This is a genomic window from Pacificoceanicola algae, from assembly GCF_049341065.1.
Taxonomy (GTDB): Bacteria; Pseudomonadota; Alphaproteobacteria; order Rhodobacterales; family Rhodobacteraceae; genus Pacificoceanicola.
Genome location: NZ_JBMPIX010000002.1, coordinates 156,873 through 174,749 on the forward strand (window position 1 = coordinate 156,873; position 17,877 = coordinate 174,749).

18 protein-coding genes are annotated in these 17,877 nt (G+C 62.2%); 6 read left to right on the forward strand and 12 right to left on the reverse strand.

All coding sequences use genetic code 11. The features are described from left to right. Positions 1–5 precede the first annotated feature (5 nt). The 5 genes from ACOYQJ_RS03280 to ACOYQJ_RS03300 form a co-directional block, all read right to left on the reverse strand. The gene (locus ACOYQJ_RS03280; RefSeq protein ID WP_422904577.1) at positions 6–1,784 is read right to left on the reverse strand and encodes an SLC13 family permease; all 1,779 of its coding nucleotides are present in this window, start codon (positions 1,782–1,784) and stop codon (positions 6–8) included. A 21-nt stretch (positions 1,785–1,805) separates the two neighbouring features. After that, positions 1,806–2,744, reverse strand: a complete 939-nt coding sequence (locus ACOYQJ_RS03285; RefSeq protein ID WP_422904578.1) for a DMT family transporter — start codon at positions 2,742–2,744, stop codon at positions 1,806–1,808. Further along, a complete protein-coding gene (locus ACOYQJ_RS03290; RefSeq protein ID WP_422904579.1) occupies positions 2,741–3,553 on the reverse strand; it encodes a TIGR00282 family metallophosphoesterase in 813 nt (270 codons plus the stop codon). Before ACOYQJ_RS03290 ends, ACOYQJ_RS03285 begins: the two co-directional genes overlap by 4 nt. Before the next feature lie 325 nt (positions 3,554–3,878). Continuing rightward, a complete protein-coding gene (locus ACOYQJ_RS03295) occupies positions 3,879–4,655 on the reverse strand; it encodes a VCBS repeat-containing protein (RefSeq protein WP_422904580.1) in 777 nt (258 codons plus the stop codon). Position 4,656: 1 nt separating this feature from the next. Next, positions 4,657–4,980, reverse strand: a complete 324-nt coding sequence (locus tag ACOYQJ_RS03300; RefSeq protein ID WP_422904581.1) for a 2Fe-2S iron-sulfur cluster-binding protein — start codon at positions 4,978–4,980, stop codon at positions 4,657–4,659. 122 nt (positions 4,981–5,102) lie between these two features. Between ACOYQJ_RS03300 and ACOYQJ_RS03305 the strand changes: the two genes are divergently transcribed. The 3 genes from ACOYQJ_RS03305 (at position 5,103) to ACOYQJ_RS03315 (ending at position 7,010) form a co-directional block, all read left to right on the forward strand. Continuing rightward, positions 5,103–5,474 carry an OB-fold nucleic acid binding domain-containing protein gene (locus tag ACOYQJ_RS03305; RefSeq protein ID WP_422904582.1) on the forward strand — a complete coding sequence of 124 codons (372 nt, stop codon included), beginning with the start codon at positions 5,103–5,105 and terminating at the stop codon, positions 5,472–5,474. 39 nt (positions 5,475–5,513) lie between these two features. After that, a complete protein-coding gene (locus ACOYQJ_RS03310) occupies positions 5,514–6,146 on the forward strand; it encodes a peptidoglycan-binding domain-containing protein (protein ID WP_422904583.1) in 633 nt (210 codons plus the stop codon). An 81-nt stretch (positions 6,147–6,227) separates the two neighbouring features. Beyond that, on the forward strand, positions 6,228–7,010 hold the full coding sequence (locus ACOYQJ_RS03315; protein WP_422904584.1) for a pyrroline-5-carboxylate reductase family protein: 783 nt from the start codon (positions 6,228–6,230) through the stop codon (positions 7,008–7,010). Positions 7,011–7,064: 54 nt separating this feature from the next. On the opposite strand, the gene ACOYQJ_RS03320 is transcribed toward ACOYQJ_RS03315, so the two are convergent. From ACOYQJ_RS03320 to rpiA, 7 genes are all read right to left on the reverse strand, one after another. Beyond that, positions 7,065–8,501, reverse strand: a complete 1,437-nt coding sequence (locus ACOYQJ_RS03320; protein WP_422904874.1) for a DegQ family serine endoprotease — start codon at positions 8,499–8,501, stop codon at positions 7,065–7,067. 414 nt (positions 8,502–8,915) lie between these two features. Beyond that, a complete protein-coding gene (locus ACOYQJ_RS03325; RefSeq protein WP_422904585.1) occupies positions 8,916–9,107 on the reverse strand; it encodes a DUF2065 domain-containing protein in 192 nt (63 codons plus the stop codon). Further along, entirely contained in the window at positions 9,104–9,991 is an 888-nt protein-coding gene (gene hflC / locus ACOYQJ_RS03330; RefSeq protein WP_422904586.1) for a protease modulator HflC, read from the reverse strand. The genes ACOYQJ_RS03325 and hflC overlap by 4 nt, the downstream gene beginning before the upstream one ends. A gap of 1 nt (position 9,992) precedes the next feature. Beyond that, positions 9,993–11,123, reverse strand: a complete 1,131-nt coding sequence (gene hflK, locus ACOYQJ_RS03335) for an FtsH protease activity modulator HflK (protein WP_422904587.1) — start codon at positions 11,121–11,123, stop codon at positions 9,993–9,995. A gap of 71 nt (positions 11,124–11,194) precedes the next feature. Continuing rightward, entirely contained in the window at positions 11,195–12,634 is a 1,440-nt protein-coding gene (locus ACOYQJ_RS03340; RefSeq protein ID WP_422904588.1) for an FAD-dependent oxidoreductase, read from the reverse strand. Between the two features lie 105 nt (positions 12,635–12,739). Beyond that, complete coding sequence (locus ACOYQJ_RS03345; RefSeq protein ID WP_422904589.1) at positions 12,740–13,390, reverse strand: M15 family metallopeptidase; 651 nt, start codon at positions 13,388–13,390, stop codon at positions 12,740–12,742. A gap of 90 nt (positions 13,391–13,480) precedes the next feature. Continuing rightward, the gene (rpiA, locus tag ACOYQJ_RS03350) at positions 13,481–14,263 is read right to left on the reverse strand and encodes a ribose-5-phosphate isomerase RpiA (RefSeq protein ID WP_422904590.1); all 783 of its coding nucleotides are present in this window, start codon (positions 14,261–14,263) and stop codon (positions 13,481–13,483) included. Between the two features lie 240 nt (positions 14,264–14,503). Between rpiA and ACOYQJ_RS03355 the strand changes: the two genes are divergently transcribed. From ACOYQJ_RS03355 to ACOYQJ_RS03365, 3 genes are all read left to right on the forward strand, one after another. After that, positions 14,504–14,908, forward strand: a complete 405-nt coding sequence (locus tag ACOYQJ_RS03355; RefSeq protein WP_422904591.1) for a hypothetical protein — start codon at positions 14,504–14,506, stop codon at positions 14,906–14,908. Positions 14,909–15,148: 240 nt separating this feature from the next. After that, complete coding sequence (locus ACOYQJ_RS03360) at positions 15,149–16,522, forward strand: L-serine ammonia-lyase (protein WP_422904592.1); 1,374 nt, start codon at positions 15,149–15,151, stop codon at positions 16,520–16,522. A gap of 45 nt (positions 16,523–16,567) precedes the next feature. Further along, a complete protein-coding gene (locus ACOYQJ_RS03365; protein ID WP_422904593.1) occupies positions 16,568–17,752 on the forward strand; it encodes a BaiN/RdsA family NAD(P)/FAD-dependent oxidoreductase in 1,185 nt (394 codons plus the stop codon). The last annotated feature ends 125 nt before the right edge of the window (positions 17,753–17,877 follow it).

Consider the following 17,877-nt stretch of genomic DNA (forward strand, 5'->3'; position numbering starts at 1 on the left):
TCGCTTTACAGCGGCCAGAACAGCGGGATGAGCAGAGCCGCCAACACGCCGACGCTGAGGTTCAGCGGCAGGCCGACCTTGAGGAAGTCCGAGAATTTGTAGCCGCCCGGACCGTAAACCAGCGTGTTGGTCTGATAGCCGATCGGCGTCGCAAAGGAACAGGAAGCGGCGATCATGACGGCCACCACCAGCGGGCGCGGATCGACCCCGATGGCTTGGGCCAGCGAAATCGCGATGGGGGTGACGACCACGGCAACCGCGTTGTTGGACACCGTTTCTGTCAGCACTGAGGTCAGCAGGTAGACCGCCCAGATCAGCACCGGCGCAGGCAGGTCCGCCATCAGCGGCGCAAGGCTGCCCGCGATCAATTGCACGGCGCCCGTCGACTCGAGCGCGGCGCCGATGGCCAGCATGGCGAAGATCAGCGCAAGAAGGCGGCCTTCGACAAAGGAAAACGCCTCGTCCGCGTCGATGCAGCGCGACAGCAGAACCACGGCCACGGCGATCACCGTCAGCGGCAGGATCGGGGCCACGCCCAAGGCAGACAGGATGACGATCCCGGCCAGGGCGGCCAGGGCGACAGGCGCGTGCCCGCGTCGGAACGCCCGCGCCGAGGGGTGCGAGACGTCGACCAGTTCCATTTCCTCGGCCAGACGCTGGATGTCATCCGGTGTCCCTTCCAACAGCAGGGTATCGCCGACGCGCACCACAAGCTGGTCAAGCTGTCGCCCGATGTTCTGGTTCCGGCGATGCACGGCCAGAGGATACACCCCGAAGCGGCGGCGCAGACGCAGCGCGCCCAACGAGCGGCCAACCATCTTGCAGCCGGGGGTGATCAGCACTTCGACGGTCGAGGTTTCCTTGGCCGAAACCTGATCCACCCGTTTCAGCGATTTATTGCGCTGAAGCGAAAGCAATTCGGTCATCTTGGTGCGCAACACAACCCGGTCGCCGACGTCCAGAGTGACGCCCTCAAGGTTGCGGCGCAGCGACTCGTCACCGCGGATCACGTCGATCAGGCGCACGCCTTCGCGTTTGAACAGCTGAACCCCCTGCACCTCGCGACCGATCAGGTCGGAATCCGGCGGAATCACCGCCTCGGTAAAGAACTTCATCCGAGACCGATCCGACAGCATCCCCGCCATCGAGGTCCGGTGCGGCAGCAAGAAGCGCCCTGCAACGGCCAGATAGGCCATCCCCCAGATCACAAGGATCAGCGCCAGCGGTGTCACCTCGAAAATGGTAAAGGGTTCAAGACCCTGCGTGCGCGCGACGCCATCGACCAGCAAGTTGGTCGAGGTCCCGATCAGCGTCGTTGTGCCGCCGAGGATCGCCGCATAGCTGAGCGGGATCAGCAGTTTGGAGGGGGCAATACCCAGCGCCTTGGCAATCTGGACAAAGACCGGCAGCATCACGACAACGACCGGCGTGTTGTTCATGAAGGCCGAGGCCACGACCACCACCGCGATGATCCCTGCCATGGCGCGTCGGGGTCTGCGGGCTACTTGCTCTTGCGCATAGCGGGTAAAGACATCCAGCGCCCCCGTGCGCACCAAGGCACCCATCACGATGAACATCGCCGCAATCGTCCAGGGTGCCGGGTTCGACAGCACCACCAGCGCCGCGTCATAGGGCAATACTCCCAGCAAGAGCAGCGCCCCGACCCCTCCGATGGCGGTGACTTCGACCGGATAGGATTCGCGCACGAAAAGCGCGAACATCACCACGACCACGGCCAATGCAACCCCGGCCTGTGCTGTTTGGCTCAGTTCCAACCACTGCATCTGTTGTGCTGTCCTTGCCCTCTACTGCGGCGTTGCATTCTGACGGGTTGCGGCGGTGGCGACAAGGGCGTGCGGACGCGGCTGCACAAGCGCCATGCCAGCCAGCATGGCAGCGAGTGCGGCCCATATCCAACCGGAATAACCTTCGCCCAGAAAGAGCATGGCCCAGCTGACCCCGAAGAGCGTGACGAAATAGCTGACTTGCACCGCAAAGACTGATCCCGCGACCCCCACCAGCCAGACATAGCCCGAATAGGCCCCGGCATGAAGGAAGGACGAAGCAACAAGCGCCAGATCCGGCGCCCCCCACGGCAAACCCGGGTCAATGAACTGGTCTGAGGCCATGGCCAGAGGCAAGCAAAGCAGCGCCCCCAGCGTCGAAGACCCCGCCAACAGCTCGACCGGACCAAGCCCCGCGCGCCCCCATTTTGCGACAAAGTTGCCCTCAAACGCGTAACAAAGCGAGGACAGCAGCGCCACAGGGATCCAGAGCACCTGCACCGATCGCGGCATCTGGGTATCGGGCAAGATCAACAGCGCGATGCCCAGCAACCCAAGTGACAGCCCCAACAGGCGGCGCATGCGAAACCGCTCAAGCCGCAGCAATAGCGCAATGGGAAAGGCAAGCATTGGAACCGAGCTGAGCAGGATCGACAGTATTCCCGCAGGCAGGTGCACCGCGGCATTATACGACGCGATGCCCGGCAGGATCGAGCCGACAACCGCAATGATCAGGTAAAGCCGAAGGTGTTGTGGCGCAAAGGACAGCCTGCGGCCGCGCAGGGCCATGACGCCTTGCAAGATAATCGCGCCAAGACCCATCTGCCAGAACAGCAGCCCGAAATGCCGATATCCTTCGGAGACCGCGATCTTGCCCAAAGGCTGGGTCGCGCCCCATGCCGCGCCGATCACCGCCAGCGCCAGAATGGGCAAAGCCCCGGCACGGCCCTGCGCCGTCACGGGCCGGATTGCTCCAGTCGTCCGCCCTGACGCACCATCTTGACGGTGGTTGCCTTGCCGGTCCGGTCGTCCGTCTCGACGAAAACGCCGGAAAGGGTCGCCTCGCCCGCTGCGGGCTGAAAGCGTGCCTTGGCCATGCCCGTTACGAAACGGCGCATCGGCTCGGCCTTCTCCATGCCGATGACGCTGTTGTAATCGCCACACATTCCGGCATCGGACTGAAACGCCGTACCGCCCGGCAGAATTTGTGCATCACCTGTCGGCACATGGGTATGCGTGCCGACCACAAGGCTTGCGCGGCCATCGCAGAAATGCCCCATCCCCATCTTTTCGCTGGTCGCCTCGCAATGAACGTCAACCACAATTGCCTGCGCCTGCCCGCCCATCGGATGGCGCCGCAGAATGTCATCCATGGCCGAAAAGGGATCGTCAAAGGCGCGTTTCATGAAGACCTGACCCAGAACCTGCGTCACCAACACCTTGCGACCGCGCCTGTCCGTGAACAGCCCCGCCCCGCGCCCCGGCGCCTGCTTGGCAAAATTCAATGGCCGGATAATCCGCGGCTCGCCCTCGATATAGGTCAGCATGTCCTTTTGATCAAAGGCATGGTCGCCCAAGGTGACGACATCCGCCCCTGCCTCAAGGAGCAATTTGGCATGGCCCGCCGTCAGCCCGGCCCCGTTCGAGGCGTTCTCGCCATTGACCACGACAAAATCCAGCCGCCAGTCATCGCGCAGCTTTGCCAGCCGGTCTACAATCCCCTGCCGCCCAGAGCGGCCCATCACATCGCCAAGAAATAGAAGTCTCATGGGAAAAGAGGGTTAGTAGCCTGCGCGGCAAATGCAAAGCCCCAATCGTCAACGCCAGCCGGTTCCACGGGTGGCAAGGGGGGCCAGCCCCCCGTCCCTGCGGGACCCCCCCCGGGATATTTTTGGACCAGTGAAACGATGAGCGCAAAAAAATGGCCCGCCGGTTAAATGGCGGGCCTTGGCAAGCATCAGCTTCACCGGTCACGGTCATCGGCGTCCCCGCCTGTACCGTGCTGACAAACTCCACCAATCTGGTAAAGATTTGGTTTCACTGGTCCAAAAATATCCCGGGGGGACGCCCAAAGGGCGGCGGGGGCAGCGCCCCCTATTTTGCGCAGGCCAGGGCATCGCGCATGGCCTTTGAACTGTAGGGGCCAAGCGCGCGCGCTTTCACCCTCATGTCCCAGCGTACGGCCACAACCTGCGTCCAATCCGCGTCGGCGACAATCATCTCAGGACCCGTTCCGCAATCGCGAATGCCGCCCTCGATGTAGTTCCAGCCAATCTGGTGGTTGGTAAAGCCCTTGACCGCCGCAACTTCGCGAAACGCACCATTGTCGTAGCGCCAGATGCGCAGGGTCTTGGCAAGATGTGGGCGGTCAATATAGGCCATCTCGATCAGCCCATCTCCATCCAGATCGGCGCTGCCGATGGGAGCGAGCCAGCGATGGGCGCGTCCGATGAACGGGGTTGCGGCTTGCAGCCCGCTCTCGTTGTAGATTGCCAGTCGCGCGCCCTTGTTCAGGTCGCTTTCGACCACCATCACCCCGAACGCCCCATCGCCTTCGAGATCGACAAGACGCGGCGAGACGTCCTCAAAGACGCGGGTCTGTGGCAAGCGGATCATCATCTGCCGGATGTCCGCTGCGCCGCATCCTGAACAGAAATCAACCTTCAGACGCAAAGCGCCCCATTCGATCGCGTCCCCCAGCACCCCATGCGCATAGCGCGTGGTCGGCTCTACGTACTCTGCCTCGAGGATGATGTTGCGCGGCGTCGCAGCAACGGGCGCTGCAGCGGCCAGCAACAGGCTCAGGGCCAGCGCCGCGCCGCGTGCAAGACGGCACAACGGGCGCGACGGGTGTCGCGGCGCCCTCTTCACCTTAGATCTGCTTTTCGGGCATCTGCACCACAAGGCCGTCAAGCGCATCGCTGACCTTGATCTGACAGGTCAGACGCGAGCGTGCCGGGTCTGGCTCGTAGGCGAAATCGAGCATGTCTTCTTCCATGTCGTCACGCGCCGGCAGCTTTTCGACCCAGTCCGGGTGCACATAGACATGGCAGGTGGAACAGGCGCAGGCGCCGCCGCAATCGGCGTCAATTCCGGGAATGTTGTTGTCCCGTGCGCCTTCCATCACGGTCAACCCATTGGCCACGTCGACCACATGTTCAGTCCCGTTGTGCTCAATATAGGTGATTTTAGCCATTCAACCGCTCCTGCATTCTCTTCGCGGTCTTACCTAATGCGCCAGCACGCCGCCTGCCAGTCCATTTTACGTCATAGTGTCTCCCCTTTCCGGCAAGGGGTAAATGTTCTATATATGTTCTCATGAGTTATGCCCAACCACAGTGGCCTCGCCCGCCGTCGGCCCTGACCTCGGCCCAATTGGTGCTGCCGCCGAATGGCGCGCGCGTCACCGTGGCGGGCCTTGTGATTCTTCGGCAGCGCCCCGGCACCGCCAAGGGCGTGATCTTTCTCACGCTTGAGGATGAGACCGGCGTGGTCAACGTCATCGTCTGGCGCAAGCTTTACGAACGCTTTCGCAGGGCGGTGATCGCCGGGCGGATGCTGCGTGTCACTGGCCGCGTGCAACGCGAGAACAGCGTCACCCATGTGATTGCCGAAGAGATTGAGGATATCTCGCAACTGCTGGACAGGCTTCTTGATCCCGCGCTTCCCACGACAGGGCAAAACCGGTAGACTGCCGCGACAACAAAGGCACGCAAGAGGCCCGAGCAGTTGAAACCATATCTCGCCCTCATGACGGCGCTGGCCCTTTCCGCCTGCGCCGCTACTGGCACGCAGAGCCCGGTGAGCCGTCAGGACACCGGCGCGGAAACCACGCCTGACGCGCTGGCGATCGCCGCAATCGAAGCATCGGTTGACAGCGCGCTCAAACCGCTGTCCGAGGTCGCCCCCGTCCGGCTGACCCCGGCGCAATCGGTCGCTGGCCCCACTTCGGCCCAACCGCGCATCTGTTGGGCACACGAAGAAACCCCCGCCGTCTACGAACAGGTCATGGGCGAGGTGCAGGTTGTACAGGCCGAGATCGCCCCCGATGGCACCGTCCTGCGCGCGCCGATCTACCGCAAGGCGCCGGTGCCGCGCGTGGTCCGCCCCCGCGCCGAATTGAGTTTCGAAGCCCCCTGCCCGGAACAGCTGACGCCCGAGTTCATCTCGTCGCTGCAGCGGGCGCTGGCGGCGCGCGGCTATTTCGGCGGCAATGTCACCGGACGGCTTGATGCCCCCACCGCCGCCGCCCTGCGCCGCTACCAAGAAGAACGCGGCTTGAAAAGCGCGCAGCTTTCGTTGGAAACCGCGCGGTCACTGGGGTTGATCGCGGTGTCCGATCCCAAAGCAACCGCCGGATAACGGACACCCCCGTCCAGAGTCCTTGGCCCTCAACGGCATAACGTGCATCCTTGTAAGATGAGATCAACAAGGAGCCCCGCCATGCCCGCTGAGACAATGATTGGACTGATCGGAACCGGAATGTTAGGGCGCGCAATCCTGCGCGGATGGCTGGACAGCGGCATTGATCCTGCGCGATTGCTGGTCTGCAACCGCAGCGGTTCGCGCGATGGGGTGCCCAAGGCCGTGGCGCTGACGACGGAACCAAGCACCTTGGCACAACGCTGTGACGCCATCCTGCTTTGCGTGCCGCCTGCCTCGGTGCCGGATCTGGCCCTGCATGCCCCGGACAAGCTGATCCTGTCGGTCATGGCGGGTGCCACCCGCGACCAGCTCAGCGACCTGACCGGCAGCCCGCGAGTGATCCGCGCCATGTCCAGCCCCGCCGCCGGTCGCCGCTTGGCCTATAGTCCCTGGATCGCCAGCCCCGACACCACACCCGAAGACCGCGCGATTGCCAAGGCCCTCTTCGAGGCCATCGGTAAAACCGATGAGGTGAGCGACGAAGCGCATATTGATCTGTTTACGGCCATGACCGGCCCGGTTCCGGGCTTTGCCGCCTATTTCGCCGCCCTCATGGCGCGTCATGCCACCGCGCAAGGGGTCGCGCCCGAAATCGCGGATCGCGCCGTTCGCCAGTTGTTCCTCGCCAGTGGCGAGATGCTGGCCAACGACCCCATGACTCCCGAACAGCATGTCCGCCAGATGATCGACTATGCCGGAACCACGGCTGCCGGTCTGTTGGCGATGGAAACCTCGCCCATACAGCAGGCCGTGGCAGAGGGATTGCAGGCCGCGGCGGACAAGGCGCGCACCATCGTCTGACAAACGAAAAGGGCGCCCCGAAAGGCGCCCTTTCCCAAGACCGAGCCGACTGGATTATTCGTCGGTGTCCAGACCCAGCGCGACAAAGCGCGGATCGCCGCCCCGGCGCACCAGCAGCAGGATCGACTTGCGTCCGGCGTCCTTGGCCTCGGCGATGCGGTCCTCAAGGTCGGCAAGCGCCAGAACCTGACTTTGGCCCGCTTCGGTGATCACGTCGCCTGCCCGCAGGCCCTTTTCAAAAGCCTCTGTCGTCTCATCGACCGACATCACGACCAGACCCTTGGCGTTTTCGTCCAACTGCATCTCGTCGCGCAAGTCCTGCGTCAAGGGTTGCAGGGTCAGGCCCATCAGGTCCATGGTCTGGGGCTCTTCGGGGGTGTCATCCGTAGTCACCGAGGCAGGCACGGCGCCCTCGGCCTCTTCGCGGCGGCCCAGCGTGATCTTCAGCGTCTGGGTTTCGCCTTCACGGTTGACCACGACGCGGACGGTCTTGCCGACCTGCGTATTGGCCACGACGCGCACCAACTGGCGGGTATCGACGACATCGACGCCGTCAAAGCTCATGATCACGTCACCGGCCATCATGCCGCCATCCTTGGCGGGACCATCGGGAACGTCAGACACAAGCGCGCCACTGGCCTTTTCCAGACCCAGCGCCTCGGCCACGTCCGGGGTCACGTCCTGAATGCGCACGCCCAGCCAACCCCGACGGGTTTCGCCGAACTCGCGCAGCTGGTCCACGACCTTGGTCACCACGTTGGACGCCATCGAAAAGCCGATGCCGATCGAGCCGCCATTGGGCGAGAGGATCGCGGTGTTCACGCCGATCACCTCGCCATCCATGTTGAACAGCGGACCACCCGAGTTGCCGCGGTTGATCGCCGCGTCGGTCTGGATGTAATCGTCATAGGTGCCGCTCAGCGCACGGTTGCGGGCCGAAACGATCCCGGCCGAGACGGAAAAGCCCTGCCCCAGCGGGTTGCCCATGGCCATGACCCAGTCACCCACGCGAGAGATGTCGCTGTCGCCAAAGCTGACGAATTTGAGCGGGCCATCGGCTTCGACCTTGAGCAGCGCGATATCGGTGTTGGGATCGGTGCCGATCAGCTGCGCGGGCAGTTCCTGACCTTCAAAGAACTCGATCATGATCTCATCGGCGCCTTCGATCACGTGATTGTTCGTGACGATATAGCCATCTTCCGAAATCACAAAACCGGAACCCAGCGCCGAAGAACGTCGCGGACGATCGCTGTTCGGGCCATTACCGTTACGGTCCTGAAATTCACGAAAGAAATCCTCGAAGGGTGAGCCTTCGGGAACGATGCCCTGCGGACCGGTGCGTCCGGCCACGACGGTCGAGGTGGTGATGTTGACCACGGCGGGGCTGATCCGTTCTGCCAGATCGGCAAAGGTCTCGGGCGCGCCGCGGGCATGGGCCATGAGGGATTGGGAAAGAATAAGTACCATTGACAGCGTGGTCAGCCAGAACATCCGTAGCGGTGTGGCCTGGTCACGCGTCAAAGCGAGGGATTGCGGTTTCACTTGGAACTCCTTGTCTCTGCCAGCCGGTGCGCGTTGCGCGTCGCCGCCTGCCTCCTGTCTTCCAGTGTGTCAAAGATAGGTGCGATTGCGCAACACCAAAGGCTGCAAATCCATACCTCTCGGAACTGTGAAAATGCAGTCACGGAAGCGAGAGCCGTCACTGCGCCAGTTTGCAGCTCATTGCGCGCGCAATATGCCATCCATCCAGGGCGCTGGGACCAATTCGGCCATGTTGTAGCCGTGATCACCGCAACCTGGGCCTGGCGAGGCTTTTGAATGGCGAAGCGGTTAAAGTTTAAGTTTGCGCTGCCGTCCCGCGCCCGCCCGGTCGTTCCGAAGCGGCCGGACGGACAGGCCGCCTATCTAGCCTTTGACCAGCCACAAGATCACCAAGCCGGTGGTCAGCGTTGCCAGACCCAGGTTGCGCCGGGTTTCCAGCGGCATGTCGCGGAGCGCCTCAAGCAGGCGTTCCACAAGCGAAGGGGCCAGTGCGTACACCAGCCCCTCGATCACGAGGACCATGGCGATCCCCGTTGCTATGTCCGTCCCGGTCACTCGGCACGCTTACCGGCGTTTTCGCTCTTGAAGTAGTCGAAGAACTGGCTGTCCGGTGTCATGACCATGGTCGAGTTGCCGCCCTTCAACGAATTTTCATAAGCTTGGAGCGAACGATAAAAGGCAAAGAACTCGGCGTCCGCTCCGTAAGCCTGAGCGAAGATGCCGTTGCGTTCGGCGTCGGCTTCACCGCGGATCACGTTGCCCTCTTTTTCGGCTTCGGACAGGGTTTCAACCACGGTCCGGTCGGCCAGCGCGCGCACACGCTGCGCCGCTTCGTTACCGCGGGCGATCTCGTCCGCCGCTTCGCGTTCCCGCTCGGCGCGCATCCGGGCAAAGGTGGCCTCAAGGTTCTGCGTCGGCAGGTTGGTCTGCTTGAGACGCACGTCCACGACATCCAGCCCCAGCGACAGAGCCTCGGCGCGGGATTGATCACGGATACGGTTCATCAAGTCGCGGCGATCTTCGGACAAGATGGTGTCCGAAGTGACCTGATCGGCACCCAGAACTTCGCGGATCTGCGAATTCAGGATCGAGCTGAGCCGGTCTTCTGCAAGACGCATGCCACCAACACCAACGGCCTGACGAAACCGCACGACATCTGCGATGCGGTAGCGCGCAAAGGCATCAACCACAAGGCGGCGGTCGTCCGAAGGCGTGACCTCGATGGTTTCGGTATCCAGCGACAGGATGCGGTCGTCATAGCGCACGACCTCTTGGATCACCGGGATCTTGAAGGCCAGCCCCGGGTCCTCCTTGACTGCCTTGATTTGGCCGAATTGAAGGACCAGTGCCTTTTCGCGTTCATCGACGACAAAGATCGACGACAAGGCCGCGACCAGAGCGATCACGAGAACGGGTAAGATATAGGTTGTCTTACGCATATCAGTTCTCCCCCCGGCGCAGCTCATTCAGCGGAAGGTACGGGACGATCCCGCCCCCATCCGATCCGGTCAGAGATTGATCAAGGATCATCTTGTCCACATCACCCAGCACGCTTTCCATCGTCTCAAGATACAGCCGGCGGCGGGTTACATCGGGTGCCTTTTGATATTCGGTAAGAACCGCCGAAAAACGGCTCGCCTCACCCAAGGCATCGTTTACGACCTGCGCGCGGTAGCCTTCGGCAACCTGCACGGTCTGCGCCGCCTGACCGCGCGCCTCGGCAACCACACGGTTGGCATAGGCGTCGGCCTGACGTTCCAGCCGGTCGCGTTCCTGTTCGGCGGCCTGCACTTCACGGAACGCATCGATAACCTCGCGCGGCGGATCGGCGCCTTCAAGGTTCACGCGGACAATGCTGATACCAGATTCATATTCATCCAATGTCGCTTGAATCTGTTCCTGTGCCTGGGTCGCGATCAATCCGCGATCTCGGTTCAAAATCGGAGCCAGATTGCTGGCCGCGATAATCTCGCGCATGACCGATTCCGAGGCCGCCTGAACTGTCAGTTCGGGGTCGCGAATGTTGAACAGCAGCTTGCTGGGATCGTTGATGTTCCAGACCACCTGAAATTCGATGTCCACGATATTGGCATCGGTTGTCAGCATCAGGCCATCATTTCCAGCTCGACCGCCGCCGATATTCTCGGTGCGTTCCGAGGTCACATCGACCACGTTGTAGGTCACGAAAGGCCAAGGGGCAAAGTTCAGACCGGGCGTGCCGGTGCTGGAGTATTTGCCAAGGAACAACTCGACCGACTGTTCTTCGGGCCGAACCGTGTAGAAACTGCCAAAGGCCCAGACCGCGACAAGCGCAAGCACCCCCAGACCCAGCGTGCCACGGCCAAAGCTTGGCCCCTGACCGCCGCCATTGCCGCGACCGGAATTGCCGCCGCCGCCCATAAGCACGCGCAGCCGTTCCTGTCCCTTTTTCATCAGCTCGTCGATCTCGGGGATCGGGTTGTTGTCGTCAGGCTTGCGCCCGCCTCCGCCGCCGTTCTGCGGGGGACGTCCGTTGCCGCCGCCTTGCGAACCACCGCCGCCCCCCCAGGGGCCGCCGCTGTTTCCTGCCATGAAGTCGTTTCCTTCCTTGGTCTTCCAAACTTGCTGCCTTGCAGCCTTATCTGTGCGCAATTGCGCGCAATTCAAGCGCTGCGCACCGGGTTTCGCATTGTCACGATCTCTTCGGACATGGTTGGGTGCACAGCCACGGTGCGATCGAAATCTTCTTTGGTAGCGCCCATCTTTACAGCGATCCCTGCCAACTGGATCAGCTCACCCGCCCCGGGCGCCACGATGTGACACCCCAGAACCTTGCGCGTCGCCTTTGAAACGATCAGCTTCATCAGCACCCGGTCGGGGCGCTCGGCAAAGGCGGTTTGCATGGGCCGGAACGAGGAACAATAAACCTCGATCTGCTCTTGATCGCGCGCCTGTTCTTCGGTCAGGCCCACGGTGCCCAGTTCCGGTTGGGTAAAGACAGCCGAGGGGATCAACTCGTGATCGACCTCGGTCGGGTTGCCCTTGAAGACGGTTTCGACAAAGGCCATGCCTTCGCGGATCGCCACGGGGGTCAGGTTGACCCGGTCGGTCACATCGCCAATGGCGTAGACCGAGGGCACCTTGGTCTGGCTGTAGCCGTCCACGGTGATCTGGCCATTGCGACCGGTTTCGATGCCCAGCTCTTCAAGCCCAAGATCATCGCTGTTGGGTTTGCGCCCCGTGGCAAAGAACACCGCATCGAACACGCGGGTGTTTCCGTTGGTCGCCTTCACGCGGATCGGGCCGTTGCCGGGGCCGTCCTCGGGGTGGGCGCCGTATTGGTCGACCTCGACCGGGGCGGTCATGCCGTCCTCGTCCGTGCCTGTGGCGCGGTGCATCTCGACAATATCGGTGCCCACATGCAGATCAATGCCGCGTTGCTTCATCGACTCGGCGATCAACCCGCGCGCCTCCTCGTCAAAGCCGCGCAGGATCTGGGCGCCGCGATAATACTGCGTCACTTCGACCCCAAGACCATTAAGAATGCAGGCAAATTCACAGGCTATATAGCCGCCACCGATGATCAGAACGCTTTTCGGCAACGCGTCGAGGTGGAAAATATCATCCGAGACCATGCCCAGATGTGCGTTTGGCAGATCAGGCCGCACGGGGCGCCCGCCAGTGGCGATCAGAATATGCTTGGCGGTCTTGACCTCGCCGGTCGACAGTTCGACCGTATGGGCATCTTTCAGGCGCGCGCGGGCGTCAAAGGTCTCGACCCCCGATCCCGCCAGCAGTTTGCGGTACACGCCTTCAAGGCGATCCAGCTCGGCCTCCAGCTTACCGCGAAAATCCGACCAGTTGAACGTACCGTCCGGGATGTCCCAGCCATAGGCGCGGGCCTCGGCGGGGGCATGGGCGTATTCACTGGCAAAAACCATCAGCTTTTTCGGAACGCACCCCCGGATCACACAGGTCCCGCCATAGCGGTCCTCTTCGGCCAATGCGACCTTGGCGCCGGTTTCGCCCGCTGCGACGCGCGCCGCGCGCACGCCGCCGGAACCGCCGCCGATGACAAAGAGATCATAGTCAAAATCGCTCATGTAGAGGTGCCCTTACTTTCTTGTGCAGAGGTATTTCACATGGGACTGCGCTTGGCCAGCCGCTAGCGGGCCCAAGTGCACGACTTGTCACGATGGCGTCAGGCCTTAACGGCCATTTTCCGAGAAATGCTGGTAATCCCTGGACGAAGACCAATCCCCGCCCCAGCCCCAGCCACGCGCCTTGAAGGCGGCGATCACCGGATCGCCAGCGCGGACAAGGCCGGGAATGGCCTTTGCGCGTTCCGTGGCACTGTCAAAATCCTTGCCCGCCTCGGGCGAGGTATAGCTGCCCTTCACATAGGGGTTTTGCACCGGGTTGATGTCCATCGCCTTGCCAAAGGCGTGTTGCGACAGCCGGTTCGTGCCGCCCACAACCCGGCAGTTGAACGCGCTGGTGTTGTTGGCTGCCATCGACCGGCCATCGTCGCCCAAGAACAGATGCACCGGGCGCATCAGCTCGATCTGGAAGCCGGCTGCGTAAAGGTCAGCGAAAATATCCAGCACGTCATCGGCAACCTCGGCTGCGACAACCATTTCGCCCATGGCCGTCTGCCCTTGGAAATCGTGATGCGGAATAGTCAGCAGGCGCAAGTCGTCGCGCGCGGGGCAGCCAAGGCCCTCGTGCCACGACACCCCGTCCATCCGCGCCCACATGTGATCCGAGATCGGCACTTGCGTCCCGCGCTGGCCGCCCGCCCAGGATGGCACGGCTGTTATCAGCATCAAAAGGGCTGTGAGTGTCCAAAACCCGCGCATGCGTTCTGCTCCTGCATTTGGCTTCGAGCAGAGTAGACGCAGCCGCGGGATTTGTGAAAGCAGGGAATTCCGGACCGCGCCGCTTTGCGCCTAGATGTCCTTGAACAGGTTGTCATCCTCGACAAAATCGATACGGCCTTCCGAGACCGTTCCGGCATTGATGTCGCGCACTTCGACGCGGCCATCGCCATAACCGATCACCACCTGATCGCAGATGTCGATGAACAGGCCGTTCTCCACGACGCCGGGGATCTGGTTCAGCACCATCGCCAACTGGCGCGGGTTGCCGATGCGGCCAAGGTGCAGATCAAGGATATGGTTGCCTTCGTCGGTGATATAAGGACGATCGCCATTCATCCGCAGGCTGGTCTGGCGGCCCATCACATCCATCGACACCAGCGTTTCCTCGATCAAAGCCTGCGAGGTCTGCCAGCCAAAGGGGATCACCTCGACCGGCAGCGGGAAACTGCCCAGATGTTCGACTTCTTTGGCAGCATCAGCGATCACCACCATCTGGTCGCTGGCCGTCGCCACGATCTTTTCCTGCAGCAACGCGCCGCCACCGCCCTTGATCAGGCTCAGGTTGCTGTCGAATTCATCCGCGCCGTCGATGGTGATGTCCAGCCACTTGGCCTCGTCCAGCGAAATAACATCAATCCCGACCTCGCGTGCCAGATCGGCGGTGCGGGTCGAGGTCGGCACGCCGCGGATCTTCAGCCCCTCTTCGCGGACCATCTCGCCAAGACAGCGCACCAGCCATGCGGCGGTCGAGCCGGTCCCAAGCCCGACGCGCATCCCGTCTTCGACGAATTCGGCGGCGCGTTTGGCGGCCGCGAATTTGGCCTTGTCGATGGGCGAAAGCTCTCCGGTCATTGTGATCCCCTGTCCTGAGCGTTGGAAGCCCTGCCCTTATAGGGCGCCGGGGCCTTGGGGGCGAGAGACATTTGGGCGCAATTCGAGGTGCGTCACGACACACGCATTACGTGTAGATATGGAATACATTACTTTACCCAAGCGTGCATTTCACTCAACCTGATCTCACCGCCACGGTATGTTTCACCGGATTTTTCGGGCGGCAATATTTTTAGAAATGTCATTTGAAAGGATAAACCGATGGCAACCATCAGTCATGTAAACCTGCGCATTGAAGAAGCCGGCAAACACAGCAGCCGGGTGACCGTTACCTACCGGATCTGCTTTTCCAATTGCGAGGCAATGGCCGGCAGCACCTTTGTCGAAAGGGTCACCCTGCGGGGCGACGACCCGATCTGGGACGATCACCTGATCACCCTGCGCAACGGCTGCATTCGTGCGCAGAACGGCTGTATCGATCGCCAGATCACCCGCGTCGTTTCGAACAACGTGCTGGACGAAGACCCGGACACCATCATCTTCGGCTGGGTCATCGGCAACAAGGACGAGGTCTATGCCCGCGTCAAGCTGACCCCCTTCGTCCCGTCGGGCTCGCAGGGCGACAGCAATATCATTTCCGCGCACTTCGGCCCTGCTGGCAACTGATCCGGCATCCATCACGCCAAGGCCCGTCGCAAATGCCTTTGCGGCGGGCCATTTCCGTGCCGGCCAGCCCATTCCCGCCGGGATGTGTTGCGGATTGGCAGCGCAGCCCCTTGCCAATCCTTTCCGGACAACACACCCTGACAGCAGCGCCTTTCGCGCCACGATCGTCGCTTTCGAGACATGACCACAGGTCCAATCAGTCTATGTCAAAAGCAACAGGCAATCCCCGGAGCACGCGCAATGTTTCTTTCGGTTTTCGACATGTTCAAGGTGGGCGTCGGCCCATCTTCGTCCCATACCATGGGGCCGATGGTCGCCGGGGCGCGCTTTCTGGACAGGTTGCGCTCCGCGCCCTTCACGGCGCATGGGTTGCGCGCCTCCCTGCATGGATCGCTGGCCTTTACGGGTGTCGGCCATGCCACAGACCGCGCCACGGTTCTGGGGCTTGCCGGATTTGCGCCAGACACCTATGACCACGGCAAGGCCGAGGCGGAACTGGCCCGGATACAGGAAACCAACGAGGTCACGCCAAAAGGCCTGCCGCCGCTGCGTTTCAACCCCAAAGAGGATCTCAAGTTTGACTTTGGCCCAGCGTTGCCCGGACATGCCAACGGCATGATCCTGATGGCAACCGACGCGCAGGGCGACGTGATTCTGAGTGAGACCTATTATTCCATCGGCGGCGGCTTTGTTCTGACCGAGGCCGAACTGGCCAGCGGCAAGGACACCGACGACGGTGAACCCGTCCCCTACCCCTTCAAATCCGCCGCCGAGATGCTGGAAATGGCGCGGGCCTCGGGCAAGACCATCGCCCAGATGAAACGCGCCAACGAACTGTCTCGCCGCCCGGCAGACGACCTCGAGCGCGGCATCGCCCGCATCTGGGAGGTCATGGACGGCTGTATCGAGCGCGGACTGGAGGGCACGGGCATCCTGCCAGGCGGGCTCAAGGTGCGCAGGCGGGCCAAGGCGATCCACGACCAGTTGCAGGCCGAGCGCGGCATGAACCTGAACGCGCCCCACACCATCAACGACTGGATGAGCATGTACGCCATGGCGGTCAACGAAGAGAACGCCGCCGGTGGGCAAGTTGTGACCGCGCCCACGAACGGCGCGGCGGGCGTCGTGCCCGCGACCATCCGCTATTGGCTGGACCATTGCCCCGGCTCGACCCGCAGCGGCATCCCCGATTTCCTGCTGACGGCCGCGGCGATAGGCGGGCTGGTCAAGTTCAACGCCTCGATTTCCGGTGCCGAGGCAGGCTGTCAGGCCGAAGTCGGCAGCGCAAGTGCGATGGCGGCGGCTGGACTTTGCGCCGTGCTGGGCGGCAGCCCCGAGCAGATCGAGAACGCTGCCGAGATTGCCCTCGAACATCATCTTGGCATGACCTGCGATCCGGTCAAAGGTTTGGTGCAAGTGCCCTGCATCGAGCGCAACGGGCTGGGCGCGATCAAGGCGGTCTCTGCGGCCTCGCTTGCGCTGCGCGGCGATGGAGATCACTTTGTCCCGCTGGATTCGGCGATCGAAACCATGCGCCAAACCGGGCAGGACATGCACGAGAAATATAAGGAAACCTCGCTTGGCGGGCTGGCGGTGAATGTGCCCAACTGTTGAATCCGCAGGCTTGCCTTGGCGCGGCTAAGATGAGACTTGAGCGCCATGCAGGTGAACACTCTTATCCTTGGCGCTGGCGCGGCTGGCATGATGGCCGCCGGATGTGCCGGGCCGGGCAGTTTGGTCATTGATCACGCCAAGGCCCCGGGCGAGAAAATCCGGATTTCCGGGGGCGGTCGCTGCAATTTCACCAACATGCACTGCGATGCCCAAGCCTTTCTGGGCGAGAACCCGCATTTCCACAAATCCGCGCTGGCCCGTTATACGCAGTGGGATTTTCTCGATCTGGTGGGGCGCTACGGCATTGCCTGGCATGAAAAGACACTTGGCCAGTTGTTTTGCGATGAAAAGGCCACGCAGATCGTCCAGATGCTGAAAACCGAGATGGATAAGGCCGGTGCCCAGCTATGGCTAAAGACCGAGCTCAAGGGCCTGAGCCATCGCGACGGTATCTTCCGCGCCGCGCTGGACCGCGAAGGACGGCGCGAGACGGTTTCGGCGCGCAATGTGATCGTCGCCACGGGGGGCAAATCCATCCCCAAGATGGGCGCGACCGGGCTGGCCTATGACATCGCGCGTCAGTTCGGCCACGACGTGACCGAGACCCGCCCTGCCCTTGTGCCGCTGACCTTTGACAAGGACCGTTTCGCCGAGATATCCGGTGTTGCCCTGCCGGTTCGGGCTTTCAACGAGCATGCCGGGTTTGACGAGGCGCTGCTGTTTACCCATCGCGGCCTGTCCGGTCCGGCGATCCTGCAAATTTCCTCTTACTGGCGCGAGGGCGGCGAAATTATTCTGGACCTGCTGCCCGGGGCAAGCCTCGAGGCGCATCTGAAAGCGGCGCGCGGCCAGAACGGGCGCCGCGCCTTGACGACGGAACTTGGCACGCTGATGCCCGCGCGGCTGGTAAGCCTGCTGGCCAAGGAATTGGACCTGACCGGCAATCTCGCCGATCTTTCGGACAAACGCATCTCGGCATTGGACGGAACGCTGAAAGGCTGGCGGCTGAAGCCAACCGGCAGCGAAGGCTACCGGACCGCCGAGGTCACGTTGGGCGGGGTTTCAACCGACCAGATCAGCTCGAAATCCATGATGTCCGAGCAGGTGCCGGGGCTCTATTTCATCGGAGAAGCGGTGGACGTGACGGGCTGGCTGGGCGGTTACAACTTCCAGTGGGCATGGTCCTCGGCGGTCGCCGCAGGCGGCCATATTGCCGCGCCAAGGCAGTAAACCCTTAACAAAACTTTACCAAAAACGCCTCTTGGGCTATATCGCGCGGGTTCCAAGGCAGGCCTTTGGGGCGCGAAATAGCAAAGAGATACAAGCCCATGTGGCGCGTCTTAAGTCTTGTACTA

Bases quoted from the DNA above. Each gene is read 5' to 3' on its own strand.
- ACOYQJ_RS03280 (WP_422904577.1), bottom strand. From the start codon at position 1,784: ATGCAGTGGTTGGAACTGAGCCAAACAGCACAGGCCGGGGTTGCATTG.
- ACOYQJ_RS03290 (WP_422904579.1), bottom strand. From the start codon at position 3,553: ATGAGACTTCTATTTCTTGGCGATGTGATGGGCCGCTCTGGGCGGCAG.
- ACOYQJ_RS03300 (WP_422904581.1), bottom strand. From the start codon at position 4,980: ATGGCTAAAATCACCTATATTGAGCACAACGGGACTGAACATGTGGTC.
- ACOYQJ_RS03305 (WP_422904582.1), top strand. From the start codon at position 5,103: ATGAGTTATGCCCAACCACAGTGGCCTCGCCCGCCGTCGGCCCTGACC.
- ACOYQJ_RS03315 (WP_422904584.1), top strand. From the start codon at position 6,228: ATGCCCGCTGAGACAATGATTGGACTGATCGGAACCGGAATGTTAGGG.
- ACOYQJ_RS03320 (WP_422904874.1), bottom strand. From the start codon at position 8,501: ATGTTCTGGCTGACCACGCTGTCAATGGTACTTATTCTTTCCCAATCC.
- hflC (WP_422904586.1), bottom strand. From the start codon at position 9,991: ATGCGTAAGACAACCTATATCTTACCCGTTCTCGTGATCGCTCTGGTC.
- hflK (WP_422904587.1), bottom strand. From the start codon at position 11,123: ATGGCAGGAAACAGCGGCGGCCCCTGGGGGGGCGGCGGTGGTTCGCAA.
- ACOYQJ_RS03340 (WP_422904588.1), bottom strand. From the start codon at position 12,634: ATGAGCGATTTTGACTATGATCTCTTTGTCATCGGCGGCGGTTCCGGC.
- ACOYQJ_RS03345 (WP_422904589.1), bottom strand. From the start codon at position 13,390: ATGCGCGGGTTTTGGACACTCACAGCCCTTTTGATGCTGATAACAGCC.
- rpiA (WP_422904590.1), bottom strand. From the start codon at position 14,263: ATGACCGGAGAGCTTTCGCCCATCGACAAGGCCAAATTCGCGGCCGCC.
- ACOYQJ_RS03355 (WP_422904591.1), top strand. From the start codon at position 14,504: ATGGCAACCATCAGTCATGTAAACCTGCGCATTGAAGAAGCCGGCAAA.
- ACOYQJ_RS03360 (WP_422904592.1), top strand. From the start codon at position 15,149: ATGTTTCTTTCGGTTTTCGACATGTTCAAGGTGGGCGTCGGCCCATCT.
- ACOYQJ_RS03365 (WP_422904593.1), top strand. From the start codon at position 16,568: ATGCAGGTGAACACTCTTATCCTTGGCGCTGGCGCGGCTGGCATGATG.